General features: G+C 70.8%; 21 protein-coding genes. 13 read left to right on the top strand and 8 right to left on the bottom strand.

Annotation, left to right across the window (positions count from 1 at the left end):
• Nucleotides 1–24: 24 nt before the first annotated feature.
• The 3 genes from ABL310_RS21050 to ABL310_RS21040 are packed head-to-tail and all read right to left on the bottom strand — an operon-like array spanning nucleotide 25 to nucleotide 1824.
• A complete protein-coding gene (locus ABL310_RS21050; RefSeq protein WP_349368955.1) occupies nucleotides 25–894 on the bottom strand; it encodes a metal ABC transporter permease in 870 nt (289 codons plus the stop codon).
• Between the two features lie 7 nt (nucleotides 895–901).
• Entirely contained in the window at nucleotides 902–1642 is a 741-nt protein-coding gene (gene aztA, locus ABL310_RS21045; RefSeq protein ID WP_349368954.1) for a zinc ABC transporter ATP-binding protein AztA, read from the bottom strand.
• A 2-nt stretch (nucleotides 1643–1644) separates the two neighbouring features.
• Nucleotides 1645–1824, bottom strand: a complete 180-nt coding sequence (locus ABL310_RS21040; protein WP_349368953.1) for a hypothetical protein — start codon at nucleotides 1822–1824, stop codon at nucleotides 1645–1647.
• Between the two features lie 127 nt (nucleotides 1825–1951).
• Between ABL310_RS21040 and ABL310_RS21035 the strand changes: the two genes are divergently transcribed.
• The 6 genes from ABL310_RS21035 to ABL310_RS21010 all read left to right on the top strand — a co-directional run bounded on the left by ABL310_RS21035 (nucleotide 1952) and on the right by ABL310_RS21010 (nucleotide 7522).
• Entirely contained in the window at nucleotides 1952–2668 is a 717-nt protein-coding gene (locus ABL310_RS21035) for a hypothetical protein (RefSeq protein WP_349368952.1), read from the top strand.
• Entirely contained in the window at nucleotides 2668–2928 is a 261-nt protein-coding gene (locus ABL310_RS21030; RefSeq protein WP_349368951.1) for a hypothetical protein, read from the top strand. The genes ABL310_RS21035 and ABL310_RS21030 overlap by 1 nt, the downstream gene beginning before the upstream one ends.
• Before the next feature lie 76 nt (nucleotides 2929–3004).
• Nucleotides 3005–6142 (top strand): isoleucine--tRNA ligase, encoded by a 3138-nt coding sequence (gene ileS / locus ABL310_RS21025; protein ID WP_349368950.1) that lies wholly within the window; start codon nucleotides 3005–3007, stop codon nucleotides 6140–6142.
• Between the two features lie 59 nt (nucleotides 6143–6201).
• Nucleotides 6202–6588, top strand: coding sequence for a c-type cytochrome (locus ABL310_RS21020; protein ID WP_349368949.1), 387 nt, complete (start codon nucleotides 6202–6204; stop codon nucleotides 6586–6588).
• Nucleotides 6585–7148, top strand: coding sequence for a cytochrome c (locus ABL310_RS21015; protein ID WP_349368948.1), 564 nt, complete (start codon nucleotides 6585–6587; stop codon nucleotides 7146–7148). Before ABL310_RS21020 ends, ABL310_RS21015 begins: the two co-directional genes overlap by 4 nt.
• Nucleotides 7148–7522 (top strand): c-type cytochrome, encoded by a 375-nt coding sequence (locus tag ABL310_RS21010; protein ID WP_349368947.1) that lies wholly within the window; start codon nucleotides 7148–7150, stop codon nucleotides 7520–7522. Before ABL310_RS21015 ends, ABL310_RS21010 begins: the two co-directional genes overlap by 1 nt.
• A gap of 40 nt (nucleotides 7523–7562) precedes the next feature.
• On the opposite strand, the gene ABL310_RS21005 is transcribed toward ABL310_RS21010, so the two are convergent.
• The gene (locus ABL310_RS21005) at nucleotides 7563–8342 is read right to left on the bottom strand and encodes a metallophosphoesterase (protein ID WP_349368946.1); all 780 of its coding nucleotides are present in this window, start codon (nucleotides 8340–8342) and stop codon (nucleotides 7563–7565) included.
• Between the two features lie 193 nt (nucleotides 8343–8535).
• Here ABL310_RS21005 and ABL310_RS21000 point away from each other — a divergent pair, with 193 nt between their 5' ends.
• The 7 genes from ABL310_RS21000 to ABL310_RS20970 are packed head-to-tail and all read left to right on the top strand — an operon-like array spanning nucleotide 8536 to nucleotide 14430.
• The gene (locus ABL310_RS21000; protein ID WP_349368945.1) at nucleotides 8536–9312 is read left to right on the top strand and encodes a hypothetical protein; all 777 of its coding nucleotides are present in this window, start codon (nucleotides 8536–8538) and stop codon (nucleotides 9310–9312) included.
• 19 nt (nucleotides 9313–9331) lie between these two features.
• Nucleotides 9332–10147, top strand: a complete 816-nt coding sequence (locus ABL310_RS20995) for a hypothetical protein (protein WP_349368944.1) — start codon at nucleotides 9332–9334, stop codon at nucleotides 10145–10147.
• Between the two features lie 5 nt (nucleotides 10148–10152).
• Entirely contained in the window at nucleotides 10153–10503 is a 351-nt protein-coding gene (locus tag ABL310_RS20990) for a hypothetical protein (protein ID WP_349368943.1), read from the top strand.
• Nucleotides 10504–10511: 8 nt separating this feature from the next.
• Nucleotides 10512–11075: a histidine phosphatase family protein gene (locus tag ABL310_RS20985; protein ID WP_349368942.1), complete on the top strand. Its 564-nt coding sequence runs from the start codon at nucleotides 10512–10514 to the stop codon at nucleotides 11073–11075.
• Between the two features lie 27 nt (nucleotides 11076–11102).
• Nucleotides 11103–12341, top strand: coding sequence for an MFS transporter (locus ABL310_RS20980; RefSeq protein WP_349368941.1), 1239 nt, complete (start codon nucleotides 11103–11105; stop codon nucleotides 12339–12341).
• Between the two features lie 3 nt (nucleotides 12342–12344).
• Nucleotides 12345–13157 (top strand): inositol monophosphatase, encoded by an 813-nt coding sequence (locus ABL310_RS20975; RefSeq protein WP_349368940.1) that lies wholly within the window; start codon nucleotides 12345–12347, stop codon nucleotides 13155–13157.
• 28 nt (nucleotides 13158–13185) lie between these two features.
• Complete coding sequence (locus ABL310_RS20970; protein ID WP_349368939.1) at nucleotides 13186–14430, top strand: cation:proton antiporter; 1245 nt, start codon at nucleotides 13186–13188, stop codon at nucleotides 14428–14430.
• Between the two features lie 13 nt (nucleotides 14431–14443).
• Here ABL310_RS20970 and ABL310_RS20965 read toward each other — a convergent pair whose 3' ends face one another.
• Genes ABL310_RS20965 through ABL310_RS20950 form a run of 4 tightly spaced genes read right to left on the bottom strand, consistent with a single transcriptional unit; the run spans nucleotide 14444 to nucleotide 17995 of the window.
• On the bottom strand, nucleotides 14444–15337 hold the full coding sequence (locus ABL310_RS20965; protein WP_349368938.1) for a dihydrodipicolinate synthase family protein: 894 nt from the start codon (nucleotides 15335–15337) through the stop codon (nucleotides 14444–14446).
• Nucleotides 15334–16209: a shikimate dehydrogenase gene (locus ABL310_RS20960; protein WP_349368937.1), complete on the bottom strand. Its 876-nt coding sequence runs from the start codon at nucleotides 16207–16209 to the stop codon at nucleotides 15334–15336. The genes ABL310_RS20965 and ABL310_RS20960 overlap by 4 nt, the downstream gene beginning before the upstream one ends.
• Nucleotides 16206–17501, bottom strand: a complete 1296-nt coding sequence (locus ABL310_RS20955; RefSeq protein ID WP_349368936.1) for a TRAP transporter large permease — start codon at nucleotides 17499–17501, stop codon at nucleotides 16206–16208. Before ABL310_RS20955 ends, ABL310_RS20960 begins: the two co-directional genes overlap by 4 nt.
• A complete protein-coding gene (locus tag ABL310_RS20950) occupies nucleotides 17498–17995 on the bottom strand; it encodes a TRAP transporter small permease subunit (protein ID WP_349368935.1) in 498 nt (165 codons plus the stop codon). The genes ABL310_RS20955 and ABL310_RS20950 overlap by 4 nt, the downstream gene beginning before the upstream one ends.
• Nucleotide 17996: the final 1 nt, after the last annotated feature.

The raw sequence follows: 17996 nt of genomic DNA, 5'->3' as shown, positions 1-17996 counted from the left end.
TGACGTGATGAAGGATCGAAAGGGTTACGCCTCGAGATGCCGCCCCGGGAAGGCGAGGCGCCAGAGGCCGCCCTCCTTGCCGAAGACGAGCGAGGCGAGATAGGCGCCGCCCGCGACCAGGATGATCGCCGGGCCGGCGGGCAGCTCGTAATGATAGGACAGGAGCAGCCCCGCCGCACCGGAAGCGACGCCCGTGCCGGTCGCGACCGCGATCATGCCGGTGACGTCCGAGGCCCAGAACCGCGCGGCGGCGGCGGGCAGCATCATCAGCCCCACCGCGAGCAGCGTGCCCAGCGCCTGGAAGCCGCCGACGAGATTCGCGACGACGAGAACGAGGAAGATCAGGTGCACCGCCGGCCCCGCCCGGCTCACGGAGCCGAGGAAGACAGGGTCGACGCATTCGAGCACGAGCGGCCGGTAGAGCAGCGCCAGCGCGCCGAGCGTCACCGTCGTGATCGCGCCGATGAGGATCAGCGCCTGGTCGTCGAGCGCCAGCACCGTGCCGAAGAGCACGTGCATCAGGTCGACGTTGGAGCCCTTGAGCGAGACGATGGTGACGCCGAGCGCGAGCGAGACGAGATAGAAGGCCGCGAGGGACGCGTCCTCCTTGAGCTGCGTCACCCGCGTCACGAGGCCCGACAGCAGCGCCACGGCGACGCCGGCGACGAAGCCGCCCAAGGTGAGCGCCGGCAGCCACAGGCCCGAGACGAGAAAGCCGATCGCCGCGCCCGGCAGGATCGCGTGCGCCATGGCGTCGCCGGTGAGCGACATGCGCCGCAGCATCAGGAAGACGCCGATCGGGCCCGCCCCGAGCGCGAGCGCCACCGCGCCGACCAGGGCCCGGCGCATGAACTCGAATTCGACGAAGGGGGCGAGGAGCGCGTCGTAGAGCATGGCCGCCTCAGCCCCGCGCGCAGACCGGCGCGCGATCGTTCGCGGCCTCGACCATGCGCCGCGCCGCGAGCAGGTTCTCCGCGCGCAGCACCTCGTCCGTCGCGCCGTGGGCGACCAGCTCGCGGGCGATCAGCATCGTCTCGGGAAAGGCGCCGCGCACCATCTCCATGTCGTGCAGCACGGTGACGACGGTGCGGTCCTCGTCGTGCCAGCGGCGCACGAGGGCGAGGAGATCGGCCGTGGTCTTGGTGTCGATGGCGGTGAAGGGCTCGTCGAGAAGGATCAGCGAGGCGTCCTGCAGCAGGAGGCGGGCGAACAGAGCCCGCTGCATCTGGCCGCCGGACAGCGTGCCGATGGCGCGGGTTTCGAAGCCGGCGAGGCCCACCGCCGCGATCGCCGCCTCGATCCGGTCGCGGTCCGCGCGGCCGATGCCGCCGAACAGCCCGCTCTTCGCCCACAGGCCCATGGCGACGAGATCGTAGATCGAGATCGGGAAGGTGCGGTCGAGCTCGGACGCCTGCGGCAGGTAGGCGATGCGCGTGCGCGCCCCGGTGGAGAGGGTGATGCGCCCCTGCAGCGGCTTCAGCGCGCCGACCACCCCCTTCAGGAGCGTCGACTTGCCCGCGCCGTTCGGGCCGACGATGGCCGTGAGGCTCCCCGGCGCGATGACGCCCTCCAGATGATGCACGGCCGGGTGCCGGCCGTAGCCGAGCGTGACGTTCTCGAAGAGGATGGCGGTCGCGGTCATCGTCAGATCCAGCCGATCACCGCGAGGATCGCGATCCACAGCAGCGCCAAGGCCCCGCCGACCCCGGCCAGCCGCCGGCCGGCCGATAGCCGCAGCAACGACAGCGTCGGCGTCGCGGCATGGGCGCGCGGCGCGTGATCGTGGCGGTGGCGGCCGTGCGGGTGAGAGGCGGGGTGCGTCATAGCGATGTTCTAGTATAACGTTTCGCGGCGGGAGGGAAGTGGGTTCGTGCGGGGCCGGGCGCAAGGAGGCGCTGGCGATCCCGTGAGGGCGTGATATCATAAAGCCGCAATTTCGGGGTCCCGGGAGATGGCCGCCGCTACGATCACCTATCCTCTGACGATCGAAGGGTTGACGCCGACGGCGCTGCCCATGCGACGCTTGGCGGAGTACATCGGCACGTACGCCGCCCTGCTGGGCTCGACCGAGCATGTCCGCCTCGAAGGCGTCTTCGAGGGGAGTCTCGTCATTCAGGCCTGCGCGCCACGGGACTGCGCTCGGGAGATCGAGCCGCGCCTCGTCGGCGCCTCGACGGGCGCCGGGTCGCCGGACGCGGTGCGGGCGTTTCGACAGCTGAATGGTCTGCTCGCCGGCGACGAGGCGACCGCGCGTCTTCCTCTCTCCGGTGGCGAGATCATCTCCTTCCCGGGCCGTGAAGGCCGGTCGGAGCCCATCGAAGTTCGGGACCACGTCGAGATCCAAGGCCGGCTGACCCGGCTGGAAGGCGGGGGTGACCCGGTCGGGGTCGGTCTGGAGGACGAGGGACGAAGCGCCGGGCGCGTGTTCGTTCCGGCAGCCCTGGCCTCCGAGCTCGGGCGACATTTTCAGAAGCCGATGCGCCTTGCAGGCGAGGGAAAATGGCGCCGCGACGAGACGGGACGCTGGTCTCTGGAGGCAGTCACCGCCACCTCTTTCGAGCTCCTCGAAGATACGCCGCTGTCCGAGGTTCTGGCGCGCGCAGGTCGCCATCTCTCGGATGAAGACGCTGCCGACCTCGTCGAAGCGATCAGGGACTTGCGCCGCTGATGATCGTGCTCGACGCGAATGCGATCGTTCTCCTCATCGCGCCCGGCGGCGCAATGCGACATATCGAGAGTGGCCCGCGGCGCGTCCGGCGGTTCCTCGAGACCGTCGGCAGCCGGGGCGAGACTGTCTTGCTGCCTTCACCTGCTCTCGCGGAGGTGATTGCCGGCGGGTCGGACCGGCTCGCTCTCGTTCGAGAGGAAGTCGCGGTGATCGAGCTCACGGGCCTGCCGGACGATCCGCAGCCCGAGCTGCCCCTCTAGCATCCCCTTCCCGTTATTGCATCGCCGCGCGGGAACGCTTAACTCACCGGGTCTTCCGTAAGAACGAGGCCGACCCGTGACCCGCGCCTACCCGCCCGTCGAGCAGAACCCGAACTTTCCCGACCTCGAGCAGAAGGTCGCCGCGCGCTGGACGAGCGAGCGGACGTTCGAGCGCTCGATCGAGCAGCGCAAGGAGGCGGGCGCCAAGGAGTTCGTGTTCTACGACGGCCCGCCCTTCGCCAACGGCCTGCCGCATTACGGGCACCTGGTCACCGGCTTCGTCAAGGATCTGGTGCCGCGCTACCAGACCATGAAGGGCAAGGCGGTGGACCGGCGCTTCGGCTGGGACTGCCACGGCCTGCCGGCGGAGCTGCACTCGGAGAAGGAGCTCAACCTCTCCGGCCGCCACTCCATCGTCGAATACGGCATCGAGCGCTTCAACGCCCATTGCCGACGCTCGGTGCTCCAGTTCACCGACGACTGGGAATACTACGTGACCCGCCAGGGCCGCTGGGTCGATTTCCGCAACGATTACAAGACCATGGATCGCTCCTTCATGGAGAGCGTGCTGTGGGCCTTCAAGACGTTGTGGGACAAGGGCCTGATCTACGAGGGCTACCGCGTCGTGCCCTATTCCTGGGCCGTGCAGACGCCGCTCTCGAACTTCGAGACGCGTCTCGACAACTCGTATCGCATGCGCCAGGACCCGGCGCTGACGGTGGGCTTCTCGCTGGAGAAGGCGCCGGGCGAGGAGATCGCGCCCAAGCTCTACGCCTGGACGACGACCCCCTGGACGCTGCCCTCGAACCTCGCGCTGGCCGTCGCGCCGGACGCCGACTACGCGGTGCTCGCCAAGGGCGAGGAGCGCGCGATCCTGGCCCAGGCGCGGATCGAGGCCTACGCGAAGGAGCTCGACGGCTACGAGGTCGTGGGCACGATCAAGGGCTCCGAGCTCGTCGGGCGGCGCTACACGCCGCTCTTCCCCTTCTTCGAGAGCGCGCCGAACGCCTTCCAGGTGATCGCGGGCGACTTCGTCGAGCTCGACGGCGGCACGGGCGTCGTTCACCTCGCCCCGGCCTTCGGCGAGGACGACATGCGCGTCGCCACCGCCGCCGGCATCCCGGTGATCGACCCGGTCGATCTCGCCGGCAACTTCACCGACCAGGTGCCGCCCTATGCGGGCAAGAACGTCTTCGAGGCCAACAAGGACATCATCCGCGACCTCAAGGAAGCGGGCCGCGTGCTGCGCCACGAGAGCTACGACCACTCCTACCCGCATTGCTGGCGCACGGACCAGCCGCTGATCTACAAGGCCGTCCAGTCCTGGTACGTGAAGGTCACCGCCTTCCGCGACCGGATGGCCGAGCTTAACCAGGGCATCAAGTGGGTGCCGGACCACGTGCGCGACGGGCTCTTCGGCAAGTGGCTCGAGAACGCGCACGACTGGAACATCTCGCGCAACCGCTTCTGGGGCTCGCCGCTGCCGGTGTGGAAGTCGGACGACCCGGCCTATCCGCGCATCGACGTCTATGGCTCGATCGAGGAGCTGGAGCGGGACTTCGGGGTGAAGCTCGAGGACCTGCACCGCCCCGCGATCGACCAGCTCACGCGCCCGAACCCGGACGACCCGACCGGCAAGTCCACGATGCGCCGGATCGAGGACGTGTTCGACTGCTGGTTCGAATCGGGCTCGATGCCCTTCGCCCAGGTCCACTACCCGTTCGAGAACAAGGAGTGGTTCGAGGGCCACTTCCCCGGCGACTTCATCGTCGAGTACGTGGCCCAGACCCGCGGCTGGTTCTACACGCTGATGGTGCTCTCCACCGCGCTCTTCGACCGCGCGCCGTTCAAGAGCTGCATCTGCCACGGCGTCGTGCTCGACGAGAACAAGCAGAAGCTCTCCAAGCGCCTGAAGAACTATCCGGACCCGGTCGACGTGTTCAACACGCACGGGGCGGACGCGCTGCGCTGGTACATGGTCTCCTCGCCGCTGCTGGCCGGCGGCGACCTCGCCATGCCCAAGGACGGGCGCGCCATCGCCGAGACCGTGCGGCAGGTGATGCTGCCTCTGTGGAACGCGTTCTACTTCTTCACGCTCTACGCCAACACGGACGGCTACGAGGCGACCTTCCGCACCGACGCCGCCGGCGAGCTCGACCGCTACGTGCTGGCGAAGACGGGCGATTTCGTGCGCGCGGTCGAGGGCGCGCTGGACGATCTCGACATCCCGCGCGCGACGGCGGCCTACCTGCCCTTCATCGACACGCTCAACAACTGGTACATCCGCCGCTCGCGCGACCGGTTCTGGGGCGCGGAGATCACGCACGACAAGCGCGACGCCTACGACACGCTCTACACCGTGCTCGTCACGGCGAGCCGCGCGCTCGCGCCCTTCCTGCCCTTCCTCACCGAGCACATGCACGCCGTGCTGTGCGACGGCGCGAGCGTCCACCTCGCCGACTGGCCGGACGCGAACGCGCTGCCGGCGGACGCGGAGCTGGTGCGCCGCATGGACCTCGCCCGCGAGGTCTGCTCGGCGGCGCTCTCGATCCGCACCGACAAGGGCCTGCGCGTGCGCCAGCCGCTGCGCACGCTCACGATCGCCTATGCCGATTGCGCCACGCTCGAGCCGATGCGCGACCTCATCGCCGACGAGGTCAACGTCAAGGCGGTGGAGCTCGTCGACGATCCCGGCCGCTTCGGCAAGACCGTGGTCGCCGTCGACCCGAAGGTCGGCAAGCGGCTCGGCAAGGCGCTCGGCGTCGTGCGCAAGGCGGGGCTCGAGGGCGCCTGGACGCCGGGAGAGGAGGGCCGCGTCGTCGTCGAGGGCGCGATCATCGAGCCGGGCGAGTTCCAGTTCCGCTTCGAGGCCAAGGGCGGCGTCGACGCCATGCCCTTCGCGTCCGGCACCGGCGTCGTCGTGCTCGACACCGCCCTCGACGAAGGCCTCGAGCGCGAGGGCGTCGCCCGCGACCTGATCCGCCTCGTCCAGACCGCGCGCAAGGACGCGGGCCTCGACGTCGCCGACCGGATCGTGCTCGAGCTGCGCGGAGAGGCCGGCGCCCGCGAGGACGTCTCCGATTTCGAGCAGATGGTCGCCGGCGAGACGCTGGCCTCCGCCATCCGCTGGACCGAGGGCACGCCCGCGGGCTTCGTCTCGAAGGGCGCGCTCAAGGGCGGCGAGATCGAGATCGGGGTGGCGAAGGCGGGCTGACCGGGCCGCGCAGGCGCGGCGAGGCGGACCCCGGCGGACGCCTCGCGCGTTGCGTCCCCATGCTCGGCCGGATCGTCCCTGTCCCAGCGCTTCTGGCGCCGTTCGTCGCCATGGGCCTCGCGGCCTGCGAGGACACGCGCCTGCCTGCGCCCGGCGCGGACGGCGTCGAGGCCGGGCGTGCGGCGATCCGGCTCTACGGCTGCGGGTCGTGCCACGCGATCCCCGGCATCGGACAGGCGGACGGGCGCGTGGGCCCGCCGCTCACGCATCTGCCGCGTCAGGCCTACGTGGCGGGAAAGCTGCCGAACACGTTGCCGAACCTGGCGGCCTGGATCGCCGCTCCGCAGGCGATCAACCCGGGCACCGCCATGCCCGACCTCGGCGTCCCGCCCGAGACGGCGGCGGCGATCGCGTCCTATCTCTACGCGGCCGGGGAGGGCGGATGAGAAACGCGCTTCTCGGCATCGCCGCCTTCGTCGTCCTCGGCGCGATCGGCGCCGCCGCCTTCCTCTGGTCGGGCGTCTACCCGATCGGCGCGACGACGCAGCACTCGCGCATCGTCTACGATCTCGTCGAGGTCATGGTGCGCCGCGCCGTCGAGGAGAGCGCCGACCAGGTCGTCGCGCCGGCCCGGCTCGACGAGGAAGCGCGCATTCGCGCCGGCCTCGCCGTCTACGAGGGCTGGTGCCTGCAATGCCACGGCGCGCCCGGCGTCGCGCCCGCACCCTTCGCCACGGGCATGAACCCGCCGCCGCCGCCGCTCGTGCAGACGGCGCGGGAATGGACGCCGGAGGAAGTCTTCTGGGTCGTCGACAACGGAATCGCCATGGCAGGCATGCCGTCCTTCCGCTTCAAGCTGACGCCGGACGAGATGTGGGCGGTGACGGCCTTCGTCGAGACGCTCCCGACGCTCTCCCCCGCGGCCTACGCGGCGCTGGTCGCGAGGTCGGACGCGCAGGGCGAGGCGGCGCGGTCGGGCTCGCCGGCCCGGGGAGGCGGAACGTGATGCGCGCCTCCGCCCTTCTCGTCGCGCTGGTCGGCCTCGCCGCGTGCCAGGAGGCGGACACCCGGTTTCGCGAGGTCCCGCCGGCGCTCGTCGGCGCGGACCGGGAGCGCGGGCGTCTCGCGCTGCGCCTCCACGGCTGCGTCACCTGCCACGTCGCGCCGGACGTGGTCGGCGGCGACCAGCGGGTGGGGCCGACGCTCGTCGGCTTCGCCGAGCGGCGCTACGTCGCCGGCTCGCTGCCGAACACGCCGGAGAACGCGATCCGCTGGATCGTCGCGCCCCAGGAGATCGCGCCGGGCAGCGCCATGCCGGACATGGGCGTCGACGTCGAGACGGCGCGCGACATCGTCGCCTATCTGCGCGACGCCTCGTGAGCCGTCCCCGCGGGCGAGCGGCCGCGGCGGGCGGCCGTGCTCAGGCGTAGCGCACGAAATGCGTCGTGAGGTGATCGCGGCGCCCGAGGATCACGGCGAACGCGCCTTCGCCCGGCGTGCGTTTCTCGCGCCGGTCGTGCGTGCGGCCGTGCACGGCCGTCGTCGTGAAATCGTTGCCCGACAGGGTGACGAAAGCCGTGCCCCCGCGCCAGGCGGTGCTGTCGAGGTGCACGTGCCCGCTCAGGACGAGCCGCACGTCGCCATGGGCCGCGATGGCGTCCAGGAAGGCCTCCCTCTCGGCCAGGGCGGTCGCATCGACGCTCATCTCGAGCGGCACGACCGTGTGGTGCAGCACCACCACGACGGGCCGGTCCGAGAACGCCGCGAGCTGGCGCCCGAACCAGTCGAGCCGGCGCGGGCACAGGCGGCCGACGTCGACCTTGGGGCTGTCCGGCTCGTCTCCCCCGCCGTTGGTGTCCAGCATCACGACGCCGTACTCGCCGATGCGGGCGGCGCGCTGGGCGAAGCCCTCGGTCAGATGATCGGAGCCGAAGACCGTCGCGAAGGTGTGTCGCCGATCGTGGTTGCCGAGGCCGAGCCAGAGCGGGCGGGCGAGCCGATCGAGCGAGGCCTTGGCGAGCCGGTAGCCGGCCTCGCTCCCGTGATGCGTGATGTCGCCGTTGACGATCACCAGGTCGGCGTCGGCGTAGTCGGCGTTCACGGTCTCCACGGCGCGCTCCAGGCGCCATGACGACGGGATGCCGGACAATTCACGCCATTCAGGGGTGACGTGCAGATCGCTGAGGACGACGAGCTTCATCGCGGGCTCCTTTCTGGCGAGGCGCCGCGCCCATCGGCGCGGGCCGACCCTTCGTTGCGCATCCCTTTATGGCGTTTCGCAAAGGAAGTGAACGATCAATCAGGATTAGAGCCGGCAATCGATCGCAAAGACGATTCAGGCTTGCATGTAACGACATCCTGTGATAACAGTTCGCGTACTGAAGTTCGCGCTCATGCTGATGCAAAAAATCGCTGAAGAAATCGTCGCGCTGGACTTCCCTGCCAATGCGAATCCGAAAGAGAACACCGCGTTCGTCGACCGCGTCGGCAGCCCCGAATTCTTCTGCGACCTGATCGACGAGATCGTCTCGAACGAGGAAACCCTCGCGTCCGTCGCGTCTCGCTCCTACCGGCACGTGAATCACTTCGACAAGATCGTCCTTTTCGACGACGGTCATCCGGACCACGCCCGGCTGACGCTGCATCTCTGGAGGCCTCCCTACAGTGAGCAGGAGATCGACGACGAGCTGATCCACGATCATCGCTTCAGCTTCTGGTCCAAGGTCCTGTGCGGCGACATCCGCAGCGAGGTCTTCGAGCGGGCCGAGGAGGAGGACGAGGACACGCGCGTCTACCGGTCCTTCTCCTACTGCCCCGAGGACAAGGACGTGGAGAACTTCTACACCTATCTCGGCGACGTCCGGCTGAAGGTGCGCGAGTTCCAGCAGACCGAGCGGGACAGCGCCTACTACCTGCACTTCGATTCCATCCATCGGATCTGCCTGCCCGACACGCAGGCGGTGGCGACGCTGGTGCTGCGCAGCCCGCGCCTGCGCAACCACTCGACCGTGTTCAACTCCGTCTTCCCGACGACCGACGTGCGGGTGCGCAACGTCTTCTTCTCGCCCGAGGGCGTCGCCGAGCGTCTCGGCTTCCTTCGGTCCCAGATCGAGAACCGCGCCGCCTCCGTCGAGGCCGCGCGCGCCCGGCCGCAGACGGCCGTGGCCTGACCCACGCGCGAGGCATGTGATGATCACCAAGGTCCCCGACGGGAAGATCTACGAGAAGACCGGGCAGAGCACGGTCTTCCTCCAGCTCGCGCGCAAGATCGAGATGGATCACGTGAGCAACGAGGCCTACTACGCCTGGCTCGACGACGAGAAGGCGGCGGTGGGCCGCGCCGTTCGCGGCGCCCAGATCGCCGAGAAGCCGGACGCGCGGGAGAACCCGCCGCTCAACACGGCGATCTACTACGACACCGAGGACATGGCGATCCTGCCGACCGGCGCCCTGCTGCGCACGTCCTGCAACAAGATCACCCACGCCTTCTGCGCCTTCAAGGGGATCGAGGACGAGTTCGGGGTGCGTCGGGACAATCGCCACGTCTTCGACGGCGACGAGAAGCGCACGATCCAGCAGGACCCCTCCGGGGCCAAGGCGGTGAGCATCGTCCAGGCGCTGATGGCGCGCACGGACATCGACCATCCGGGCCGCCACCTGGAGCGGGAGACCGGCATCTCGCCGCTCTCGCTGCGGCCGGCGCTGCTGCTCGACGACCTGCGCTACACCTTCTACGTCTGGCTCGACGAGCGGGACTGCCTGCGCTGCAGCATCGACCGCGCCCAGGTGCGCAGCCTGCGCGAGGGCTTCGGGAATCCCGAATACGTGCCGGTCATCGAGGTCGAGATCGCGATCTACCCGCGGATCTCCGACGAGGTCGCCCGCGATCCCCGCGTCGCCGAGTTGATCGACCACCTCACGGGCAGCCTGGTGAAGCGGTTCGACACCCGCGTCACGAAGATGATCAAGTATCAGAGGGCTGCAAAGGCGCTCGGGATGTGGTAGTGCGGTTGTGGCCGACCAGAGACCGGGCGGCTCCGATCGTCCCGCCGCAGGCGACGCTGGCGGACGTCGATCGGCTCGCCCGGTCCTTCCCGGTGACGCGCGTGAGCGTGCTCGTCGGGCTCGGCGATGGCGAGACCACCGGAATGCTTTTCGCGCTGCCGTACGACCCAGAGGGACTGCGCTCCCGCCTCGAGGCTCTCGCCCCGCGCCCGATCGCGGGGGAGGACGTCTACGAGGCCTCGGTGCGCTACAGCCGGCTCGAGCGCCGCTACGTGCTCGAGCTGCGGCGCGGGCCCGTCGCGATCCTGCTGCGGCTGCGTCCGCGTCCGGCCTCCGCGCCGGCCGGCGCGGGGTGAGGCGGCGCATGGTGGCCACGATCACCCTGATTCGGCACGGGCAGTCGCGCTGGCAGACGGGCGAGGACCGCTCTCTCGACGCGGAGCTCACCTCGCTCGGGCACGACCAGTCCCGCCTGCTCGTCGGCGGGCTCGGGGCGGGGCGCGCCGCGGGCGCCGTGGTTCTGTCGAGCCCTCTGCGCCGCGCGCGCCAGACGGCGGATTATCTCGGCGGCGCGGTCCTGCCGCCGGCGGAGATCTGGGAGCCGTTGCGCGAGGCGGATTTCCACATCGGGTCGGAGGACGGGTCGACGCCGTCCTGCCCGCCCTCGGCCCGCTACCTCGCCTACCGTCGCGCCGTCGAGGACGCGCTCAAGCGGCTGGAGGACGAGCATGTCGGCGCCGGGCGGGACGTGGTGGCGGTCACGCACAACGGCTTCATCAAGTGCCTGCTGCGCGCCGTGCTCGGCAGGCCGGACCTGGCCGTGAAGGTCCCCAATTGCAGCGTGACGACGCTCCGGCGGGAGGGGACCGAGATCAGCGTCGAGATCGGGCGGCGCGACCACGTCCCCCCGGCGCTCCTGACCTACTGACCGCATTCGAGAGAACCGGGAGGACCCATGACGGACACGACCCAGCACGCCGCACGAGAGGCCGATGCCGCACGAGGTTATCCCCTCGTCGTCCACATCCTCTTCGTCGGCATCTTCATCGTCGGCTGGGCCGAGATGTCGATCGTCGGCATCCTCCCCGACATCGCGGCGAGCTACGGCGTGTCGTCCACGGATCTCGGCGTCGTCATCTCCCTCTACTCGCTCTCCTTCGCGATCGTCGGGCCCGCCGTCCTCGTCCTGGTGCGCGGGCTGTCGCCGCGCGTGATGCTCGCCTCCCTCATGGCCGTCATCGCCGTGACGAGCCTCGCCTCCGCCATGACCGACGACGTGGTGGCGATGTCGTCCTGGCGCATGGCCCTGGCCGCCGCCTCCGCTGCGTTCGCCGGCACCACGATGAGCGTGGCGGTGCGTCTCGTGCCGCCGCAGAATCGCGGGCGGGTTCTCGGCTACATCGCCGCCGGGTTCGGCGGATCGCTGGTCGGCGGCGTGCCGCTGACGATCCTCATCTCCGATTTCGGCGGCTGGCGGCTGTCGATGGAGCTGATCGCCGCCGCCGCCGTCCTGGTCACCCTCGCGCTCTGGTTCGCCTGGCCCGCCGCGGCGCGCGCGAAGGCGGAGCATGCCCCGATGCGCACGGCCGCGATCCGGGCGCTGCCGGCGAGCCACATGATCGCGCAGGCGAGCATGTTCCTCTGGATGCTGGCCTACGCGGTGCCGTTCACGTTCCTGCCGAGCATCCTGCGCGAATCGCTGGGCTACTCGGCCGTGGAGCTCACGATCGCCATGGTGCTGTTCGGATGCTGCTGCGTCGCGGGCGCGCAGCTCGGAGGCATGGTCTCGGACCGTCTCGGCGAGCTGCGCACGATCACCCTGGCCTTCTCGGCGCACGCCGCGATCCTCCTCGCCGCGCCGTTCCTGACGCAGAGCTTCCCCGGCGTGCTCCTGACGATGGCGGCCTGGGGCCTCGCGTCCTGGATGAGCACGCCCCCGCTCCAGGCGCAGATCGCCAAGACGTCGGGCGACATCAGCGACCTGATGCTCACGCTGAGCAACTCCGTTCTGCACGCCGGCATCGCGGTCGGAGCCGGGCTCGGCGCCCTCCTGATGGCGCAGAGCATGTCGGCCTTCTTCCACGTGCCGGTCGCGATCCTCGCCGTCGCCATCGTGCTGCTCTGGCGCCACCAGAGATCGCATGCGGCGCTCGCCGAGGCCGGCGCCGCCGTCAATCGGTTCGATCGGGGGTAGATCATGTTCGACGAAGCCACCCACGCCTATCCCGACGCCGAGGCCCGGCGGCACGTGGAGAGCCTGATCGCGACCGTGTGCGAGGCCGGAGCCCTCGCCAAGGCGCGGTTCGACTCCGACCTGCGGCTCGACGACAAGGCGCACGGCGACATCGTCACCGACGTCGACCTCGCCTGCGAGACGATCATCATCGCGGGCATCCGCGCCCTCGCGCCGACGCACCACATCCACTCGGAGGAGGCCGGGGTTCTCGACGGCGCCTCGGACTGGAGCTGGATCGTCGATCCGCTGGACGGCACGCACAACTACGTCTCCGGCATTCCCCTGTTCGGCATGATCGTGAGCCTGTGCTTCCGCGGCGAGCCGGTGGCGGCGATCCTGCACGACGCCCATCGCGAGGAGACCGTCCACGGCACCCGCCACGGCCCGGTGTTCCTGAACGGCGCGCCGCTGCCGGCGCTCAGCCCCGAGAAGCCGCTGCGCTCGGCCACGATCGGGTGGACGCAGGGCTACGCCGTGGGCGACGACCCCACGGCGCGCCGCGTGCGCGATCGGGTCGAGGCCAACGCCAAGCGCCTGATGGCGACCTGGTCGCCGGTGATCGAGACGATGAAGGTCCTCACCGGCAAGTTCGGCGGCATGGTCTCCTACGACGGCGAGTTCACCGACCTCTCCGCCGCGCGCGCGCTCGTCCCCGCGCTCGGCGGAAAGGTGGCCCGCTTCTCGCGCGGTGGCGAGGACCGCCGCTTCGTCGTCGGCGCCGCGCCCTACGTCGACGCCCTGCTCGCGGAGATCGGGGCCGTCATGTCGGACTGAACGCCCGCGGCCGGGGAAAACCGGCCCGGTGAAGTCGTCGATCCTGGAGGTGAACGCCATGGGCACGACGGTCGTGTTCGCCGCCGCGATGCTCGCGGCCCTCGTCGCGGTGGAGGTCGTCCATCGCCGGCTGGGCCTGCAGGTCATCGTCACGGCCATCGTCTGCGGGTACGTGCTCGGCGTGGCGCTCGGCGGCGTCGCGCTCGGCGCGCTGCAGCTGCCGGGCCTCGTCGCGCCCGGCGAGGGGCCGGTCTTCGCCCGGGAGCTGACGGATCCGGTGACCACGGTCGCGCTGGCGCTGCTGATGTTCAGCGCCGGCGCGCAGATCCCCTTCGAGACCACGCAGGGGCGCGACGCGGACATGATCCTGCGGCTGGTCGCCGGGACCGGGATCGCCTTCGTCGCCTCCTTCGCCGTGTTCGGGCCGCTGTTCCTGCAGCCGGACATCGGGGCCGCGCTCGACATCGGCGCCGGCGACCCGTTCCGGGCGACGCTGATCGTCGCGCTGTGCACCTTCGTCACCTCGCTGCCGTTCCTCACCAAGATCTTCCAGTCGCTGGGCATGCTGCGGACCGGCATCTGCCGGAACGTGCTGATGGCGAGCTGCATCGGCGACGTCTTCGTCTACGTCGCCACCACCGTCTTCATCGGGCTCGCCACCGTCTCGGACGGCTGGACGTCGCAGATCGCGATCCGGCTGACGCAGCTCGCCCTCTTCATCGGGCTGTTCGCGATCCTGTTCCGGCTGCGCCAGGGGCGACCGCCGCGCGCGGAGGCCTGGCTCCTGCCCGGCGTCGCCGCGCTCGCCGCGGCCGGCGCGGCGCTCGACATCGGCGCGATGCTCACCGGCCTGTTCGCGGGCATGTATTTCGGCGATCGCGGCTGGCGCTGGCTGCTCGCGCGCCGCTTCAGCGCCGGGGTGGTGAGCCAGATGGGGACGCTCTACTTCGTGCTCGTCGGGCTGTCGCTGACGACGCAGCTGCGCTTCGACGTGCTCCTCTTCGCCGTGTTCCTGACGCTGTCCTCCGCGATCAAGTTCGTCAGCGTGCTCGTCGCGGTCGCGCCGGCGGGCCTCCACACGCGCTCCGCGCTCTGCTACGCCATGGCGATGAACACCCGCGGCGGGCCGGGCATCGTCCTCGGCTCGATCTTCTTCATGAACGGGCTGATCGGGCAGGACTTCTTCATCGTCCTGATCATGACCTCGATCGTGACGGCGATGATGACGGAGGTCTTCCTCAAGCGGATGGGCGCGGCGCGGCTGGAATGGTGAGCGCCGGCCGGGCTCACCGGCCCCTGTCCGCCCCGAGGAGCGGCCGCGCATGCGCCGCGAGACGGCGCGCCGCCTCGGGCGCGAGCCCCTCGAGCGGCGGTCGCGCGCGGCGCCATCCGTCGTCGGCGCGCCGCTCCGCCACGAGCGCCTTCACCGCGGGCACGACCGGGAGATCCGTGACGGCCTCGACCAGGGCGACGAGCTCCGCATCGTCCGCGCCGGTGCGCAGCATCGCCCCGAGCCGGCCCGGAACGACGTTCGCGAGGCCGCTGATCGTCCCGGCCGCGCCGGCGCGCGCCGCCCGCGCGAGCAGGCGCTCGTCGCCGACGAGGACGGCGAGATCGCCGTCCGCGCACAGCGCCTCGGCGTAGGCGATCTCCCCGTCGCTGTCCTTGACGCCGAGGATCGCCTCGCCGAAGGCGCGTTTCAGCCGCCGCACGAGCGCGCGCGAGAGCGGCACGCCCGTGACGGCGGGGATGTGATAGAGGACGAGCCGCGCGCCCCGTCCGCCGACGGCCTCGATCAGGCGCGCGTGCCAGGCGTAGAGCGCCTCGTCCGAGACGCCCTTGAAATAGAAGGGCGGCGTCGCGAGGAGCCGGTTCGCGCCGCGCTCGAGCGCCGCCTCGGCCTGGGCGATCGCCGTCTCCAGCGCCGGCGCGACGAGGGCGACGACGATGCGCTCCGCGGGCGCGCCGGCCGCGAGCAGCGCGTCGTGGAGCGCGCCTCGTTCGCGCTCGCCGAGCGAGGCGCCTTCGCCCGTCGTGCCGAACAGCGCGAGACCGTCGCAGCCCTCCGCGAGAAGACGCACGGCGTGGTCGGCCGCACGGGCGTGGTCGACGGCGCCCGCCTCGTCGAACGGGGTCGCCATGGCGGCGAAGACGCCGAAATCGGGGCGGGTGCTGGTCATGCGGGTGCGCCTCCTGGCACGCTGTCGAAGGCCTCGAACGTCTCGCGCAGGCGCGCCGGGTCCGCGTCGCGCCCGGTGAAGAGCGCGAAGGCGCGTGCGGCCTGATGCACGGCCATGCCGGCGCCCGAGAGCGTCCGGCAGCCGGCGGCCCGCGCATCCGCGAGGAGGCGCGTCTCGAGCGGGAAGTAGACGACGTCGGCGACGAAGAGATCCGGCCGCAGCAGCGCGGCCGGGACCGGCGATCCCGGCGTCTTCGCCATGCCGACGGGCGAGGCGTTGACGAGACCGGTCACGCCCTCGCGCAATCCCGCTTGCGCATCGGCGACGAGGGTCACCGGGACCTCCGGATGGTTCGCCGCGAGCCGGTCGCGAAGCGCCTCGGCGCGGGCGCGCTCCGGCTCGGCGAGGACGAGGGCGCGCGCGCCGCGATCGACCAGCGCGTGCGCCACGGCCGTGCCGGCCCCCCCGGCGCCGATCACGAGGACGCACGAGAGGTCGGCGTCGGCGAGGCCCTCGGCGAGGCTCGCGCCAAAGCCCCACAGGTCGGTGTTGTCGCCGACGCGACGGCCCTCGCGCAGCACGATCGTGTTCAGCGCCCCGACCCGGCGCGCGTCCTCGGAGAGGGCGTCGACGTGAGCGAGGGCGGCGATCTTGAACGGGAAGGTGACGTTGACGCCGCGAAAGCCCATCAGCTCCGCCGCGCGCAGGAGCGTGGCGAGGTCGGCCTCGCCCCGCGGCAGCCGGTCGGTGTCGATCAGCCGGTAGGAGAGGGGGAGCCCCAGCCGGCGCGCCTCGCCCTCGTGCATGGCGGGCGTGCGGGAGAGGCCGATGCCGGCGCCGATCAGCCCGACGAGGAGCGGGGAGCCGCTCATCCCTGATACCCGAATTGCCGCGGCAGCCAGAGCGTCAGGTCCGGGAACAGGATCAGGATCCCGAGCGCGACGAGGAGCGCGAGGAAGAAGGGGAGGATCTCGCCGATGATCTCTCTCAGCGGGATCCCCGTCACGGCGTTGATGACGAAGAGCAGGATGCCGTAGGGCGGCGTGATCAGGCCGATCATGCAGTTGACGATGGCCACCACGCCGAAATGGACGAGGTCGATGCCGAGCGCGGCGCAGGCCGGCAGGAACAGCGGCACGATCACGAGGATGATCGTGGTGGCGTCGAGCACGCAGCCGAGCAGCAGCAGCAGCAGGTTGACGAGCAGCAGGAAGACGAGCGGCGAGAGCTCCGTGCCCTCGATCAGCGCGCCGAGGCTGCGCGGGATGTTCTCGGTGGCGACGATGTAGTTGAAGATCAGCGCGCCGCCGATGACGATGCCCACCGTCGCGGCCTGGCGGGCGGAGTGCGCGAAGATGGTGAAGAGCCCGCCCGCCGTCAGCGCCCGGTAGACGAGGCTCGCCAGCAGCAGCGCATAGAGCGCCGCGACCGCCGCCGCCTCGGTCGGCGTCGTCACGCCGCCGTAGATTCCGGTGAGCAGGATGACCGGCATCATGAGCGCGGGGAAGGCCCGCGCCGTCACCTGCGGCATCCGCGCGAGCGGCACCGGCTCCTCGGTCGCGAAGCCGCGGCGGCGCGCGAGGCCGGCGTTGAGGACCGCGAGGGAGAGCGCCATCAGGAGCCCCGGCCCGATCCCCGCGAGGAAGAGGTAGCCGATCGACTGCCCGGAGACGAGGGCGTAGATCACCATCGGGATCGAGGGGGGGATCACCGGCCCGATCGTGGCGGACGCCGCGGTGATCGCCGCCGCGTAGCCGCGGGTGTAGGAGCCGGTCTTCACCATCATCTCGATGATGATCTTGCCGATGCCGGCGGCGTCCGCGACGGCGGAGCCGGACATGCCGGAGAAGATCAGCGAGGCGGCGATGTTGACGTGCCCGAGCCCGCCGCGGAACCGTCCGACGACGGCGACGCAGAACTTGAGCAGCCGGTCGCTGACCGTGCCGGCGTTCATGATGTTCGCCGCCACGATGAAGAGCGGCACGGCGAGCAGAACGAAGCTGTCGTAGAGCCCCTGGATCAGCTGCTCGGCGGCGAGCGCCAGGTCCTGCCCGCTGGCGCCGAGATAGGCGATCGCCGCGACGAGGAGCGCGTAGCCGATCGGCGCGCCCATCGCGGCGAGACCGAACAGGACGAGGAGGCAGAGCAGGAAGGCGAGGCTCACCGCGCCTCCTCCCCGCCCGGCGCGGCGTCGGGCTCGGCGCGCAGCAGCCGGACGCCCTCCCAGAGATAGCGCAGGACGATCACGACGGCGAAGACGAGATAGATCGAGAACACCCAGTTCAGCCGGATGCGCAGGACCGGGCTGCGCTTGATCCGGTAGAACTCGACGTAGTCCCAGGTCGCCGGCAGCGCCGCCGCGAGGGCGACGACGATCGCGCCGGCGGTGACCAGCGCGAAGGCCCGCTGCAGCCGCGGGCGCACGCTCGCGGCGAGGAGATCGAAGGTGACGTGGTCGCGCGGGCCGAGGCAGAAGGCGCAGGTCCAGAACACCAGCCACAGCCACAGGGTCAGGCAGACCTCGACGGTCCAGCCGAGCGGCCAGCCGAAGACGTAGCGTGCGGCGATCTGCAGGACGAAGGTCGCGAACATGACGGCGAGCATGCCCGCCGCCACCGCGTCCGCGCCGGCCCGTCCCCACGTCAGGAGCGCCCGCACG

It is taken from the genome of Salinarimonas sp., from assembly GCF_040111675.1.
GTDB lineage: Bacteria > Pseudomonadota > Alphaproteobacteria > Rhizobiales > Beijerinckiaceae > Salinarimonas.
The sequence above is the reverse complement of the archived record's forward strand: the minus strand, read 5'-3'. Positions and strand labels throughout refer to the sequence as shown.

Excerpts from the sequence above, each read along its gene's own strand:
- ABL310_RS20985 (WP_349368942.1), top strand. The coding sequence starts at position 10,512 with ATGGTGGCCACGATCACCCTGATTCGGCACGGGCAGTCGCGCTGGCAG.
- ABL310_RS21020 (WP_349368949.1), top strand. The coding sequence starts at position 6,202 with ATGCTCGGCCGGATCGTCCCTGTCCCAGCGCTTCTGGCGCCGTTCGTC.
- ABL310_RS21030 (WP_349368951.1), top strand. The coding sequence starts at position 2,668 with ATGATCGTGCTCGACGCGAATGCGATCGTTCTCCTCATCGCGCCCGGC.
- ABL310_RS20995 (WP_349368944.1), top strand. The coding sequence starts at position 9,332 with ATGATCACCAAGGTCCCCGACGGGAAGATCTACGAGAAGACCGGGCAG.
- ABL310_RS21040 (WP_349368953.1), bottom strand. The coding sequence starts at position 1,824 with ATGACGCACCCCGCCTCTCACCCGCACGGCCGCCACCGCCACGATCAC.
- ABL310_RS20980 (WP_349368941.1), top strand. The coding sequence starts at position 11,103 with ATGACGGACACGACCCAGCACGCCGCACGAGAGGCCGATGCCGCACGA.
- ABL310_RS21000 (WP_349368945.1), top strand. The coding sequence starts at position 8,536 with ATGCTGATGCAAAAAATCGCTGAAGAAATCGTCGCGCTGGACTTCCCT.
- ABL310_RS21010 (WP_349368947.1), top strand. The coding sequence starts at position 7,148 with ATGCGCGCCTCCGCCCTTCTCGTCGCGCTGGTCGGCCTCGCCGCGTGC.
- ABL310_RS21050 (WP_349368955.1), bottom strand. The coding sequence starts at position 894 with ATGCTCTACGACGCGCTCCTCGCCCCCTTCGTCGAATTCGAGTTCATG.
- ABL310_RS20960 (WP_349368937.1), bottom strand. The coding sequence starts at position 16,209 with ATGAGCGGCTCCCCGCTCCTCGTCGGGCTGATCGGCGCCGGCATCGGC.
- aztA (WP_349368954.1), bottom strand. The coding sequence starts at position 1,642 with ATGACCGCGACCGCCATCCTCTTCGAGAACGTCACGCTCGGCTACGGC.
- ABL310_RS20965 (WP_349368938.1), bottom strand. The coding sequence starts at position 15,337 with ATGACCAGCACCCGCCCCGATTTCGGCGTCTTCGCCGCCATGGCGACC.
- ABL310_RS21015 (WP_349368948.1), top strand. The coding sequence starts at position 6,585 with ATGAGAAACGCGCTTCTCGGCATCGCCGCCTTCGTCGTCCTCGGCGCG.
- ABL310_RS20975 (WP_349368940.1), top strand. The coding sequence starts at position 12,345 with ATGTTCGACGAAGCCACCCACGCCTATCCCGACGCCGAGGCCCGGCGG.
- ABL310_RS21035 (WP_349368952.1), top strand. The coding sequence starts at position 1,952 with ATGGCCGCCGCTACGATCACCTATCCTCTGACGATCGAAGGGTTGACG.
- ABL310_RS21005 (WP_349368946.1), bottom strand. The coding sequence starts at position 8,342 with ATGAAGCTCGTCGTCCTCAGCGATCTGCACGTCACCCCTGAATGGCGT.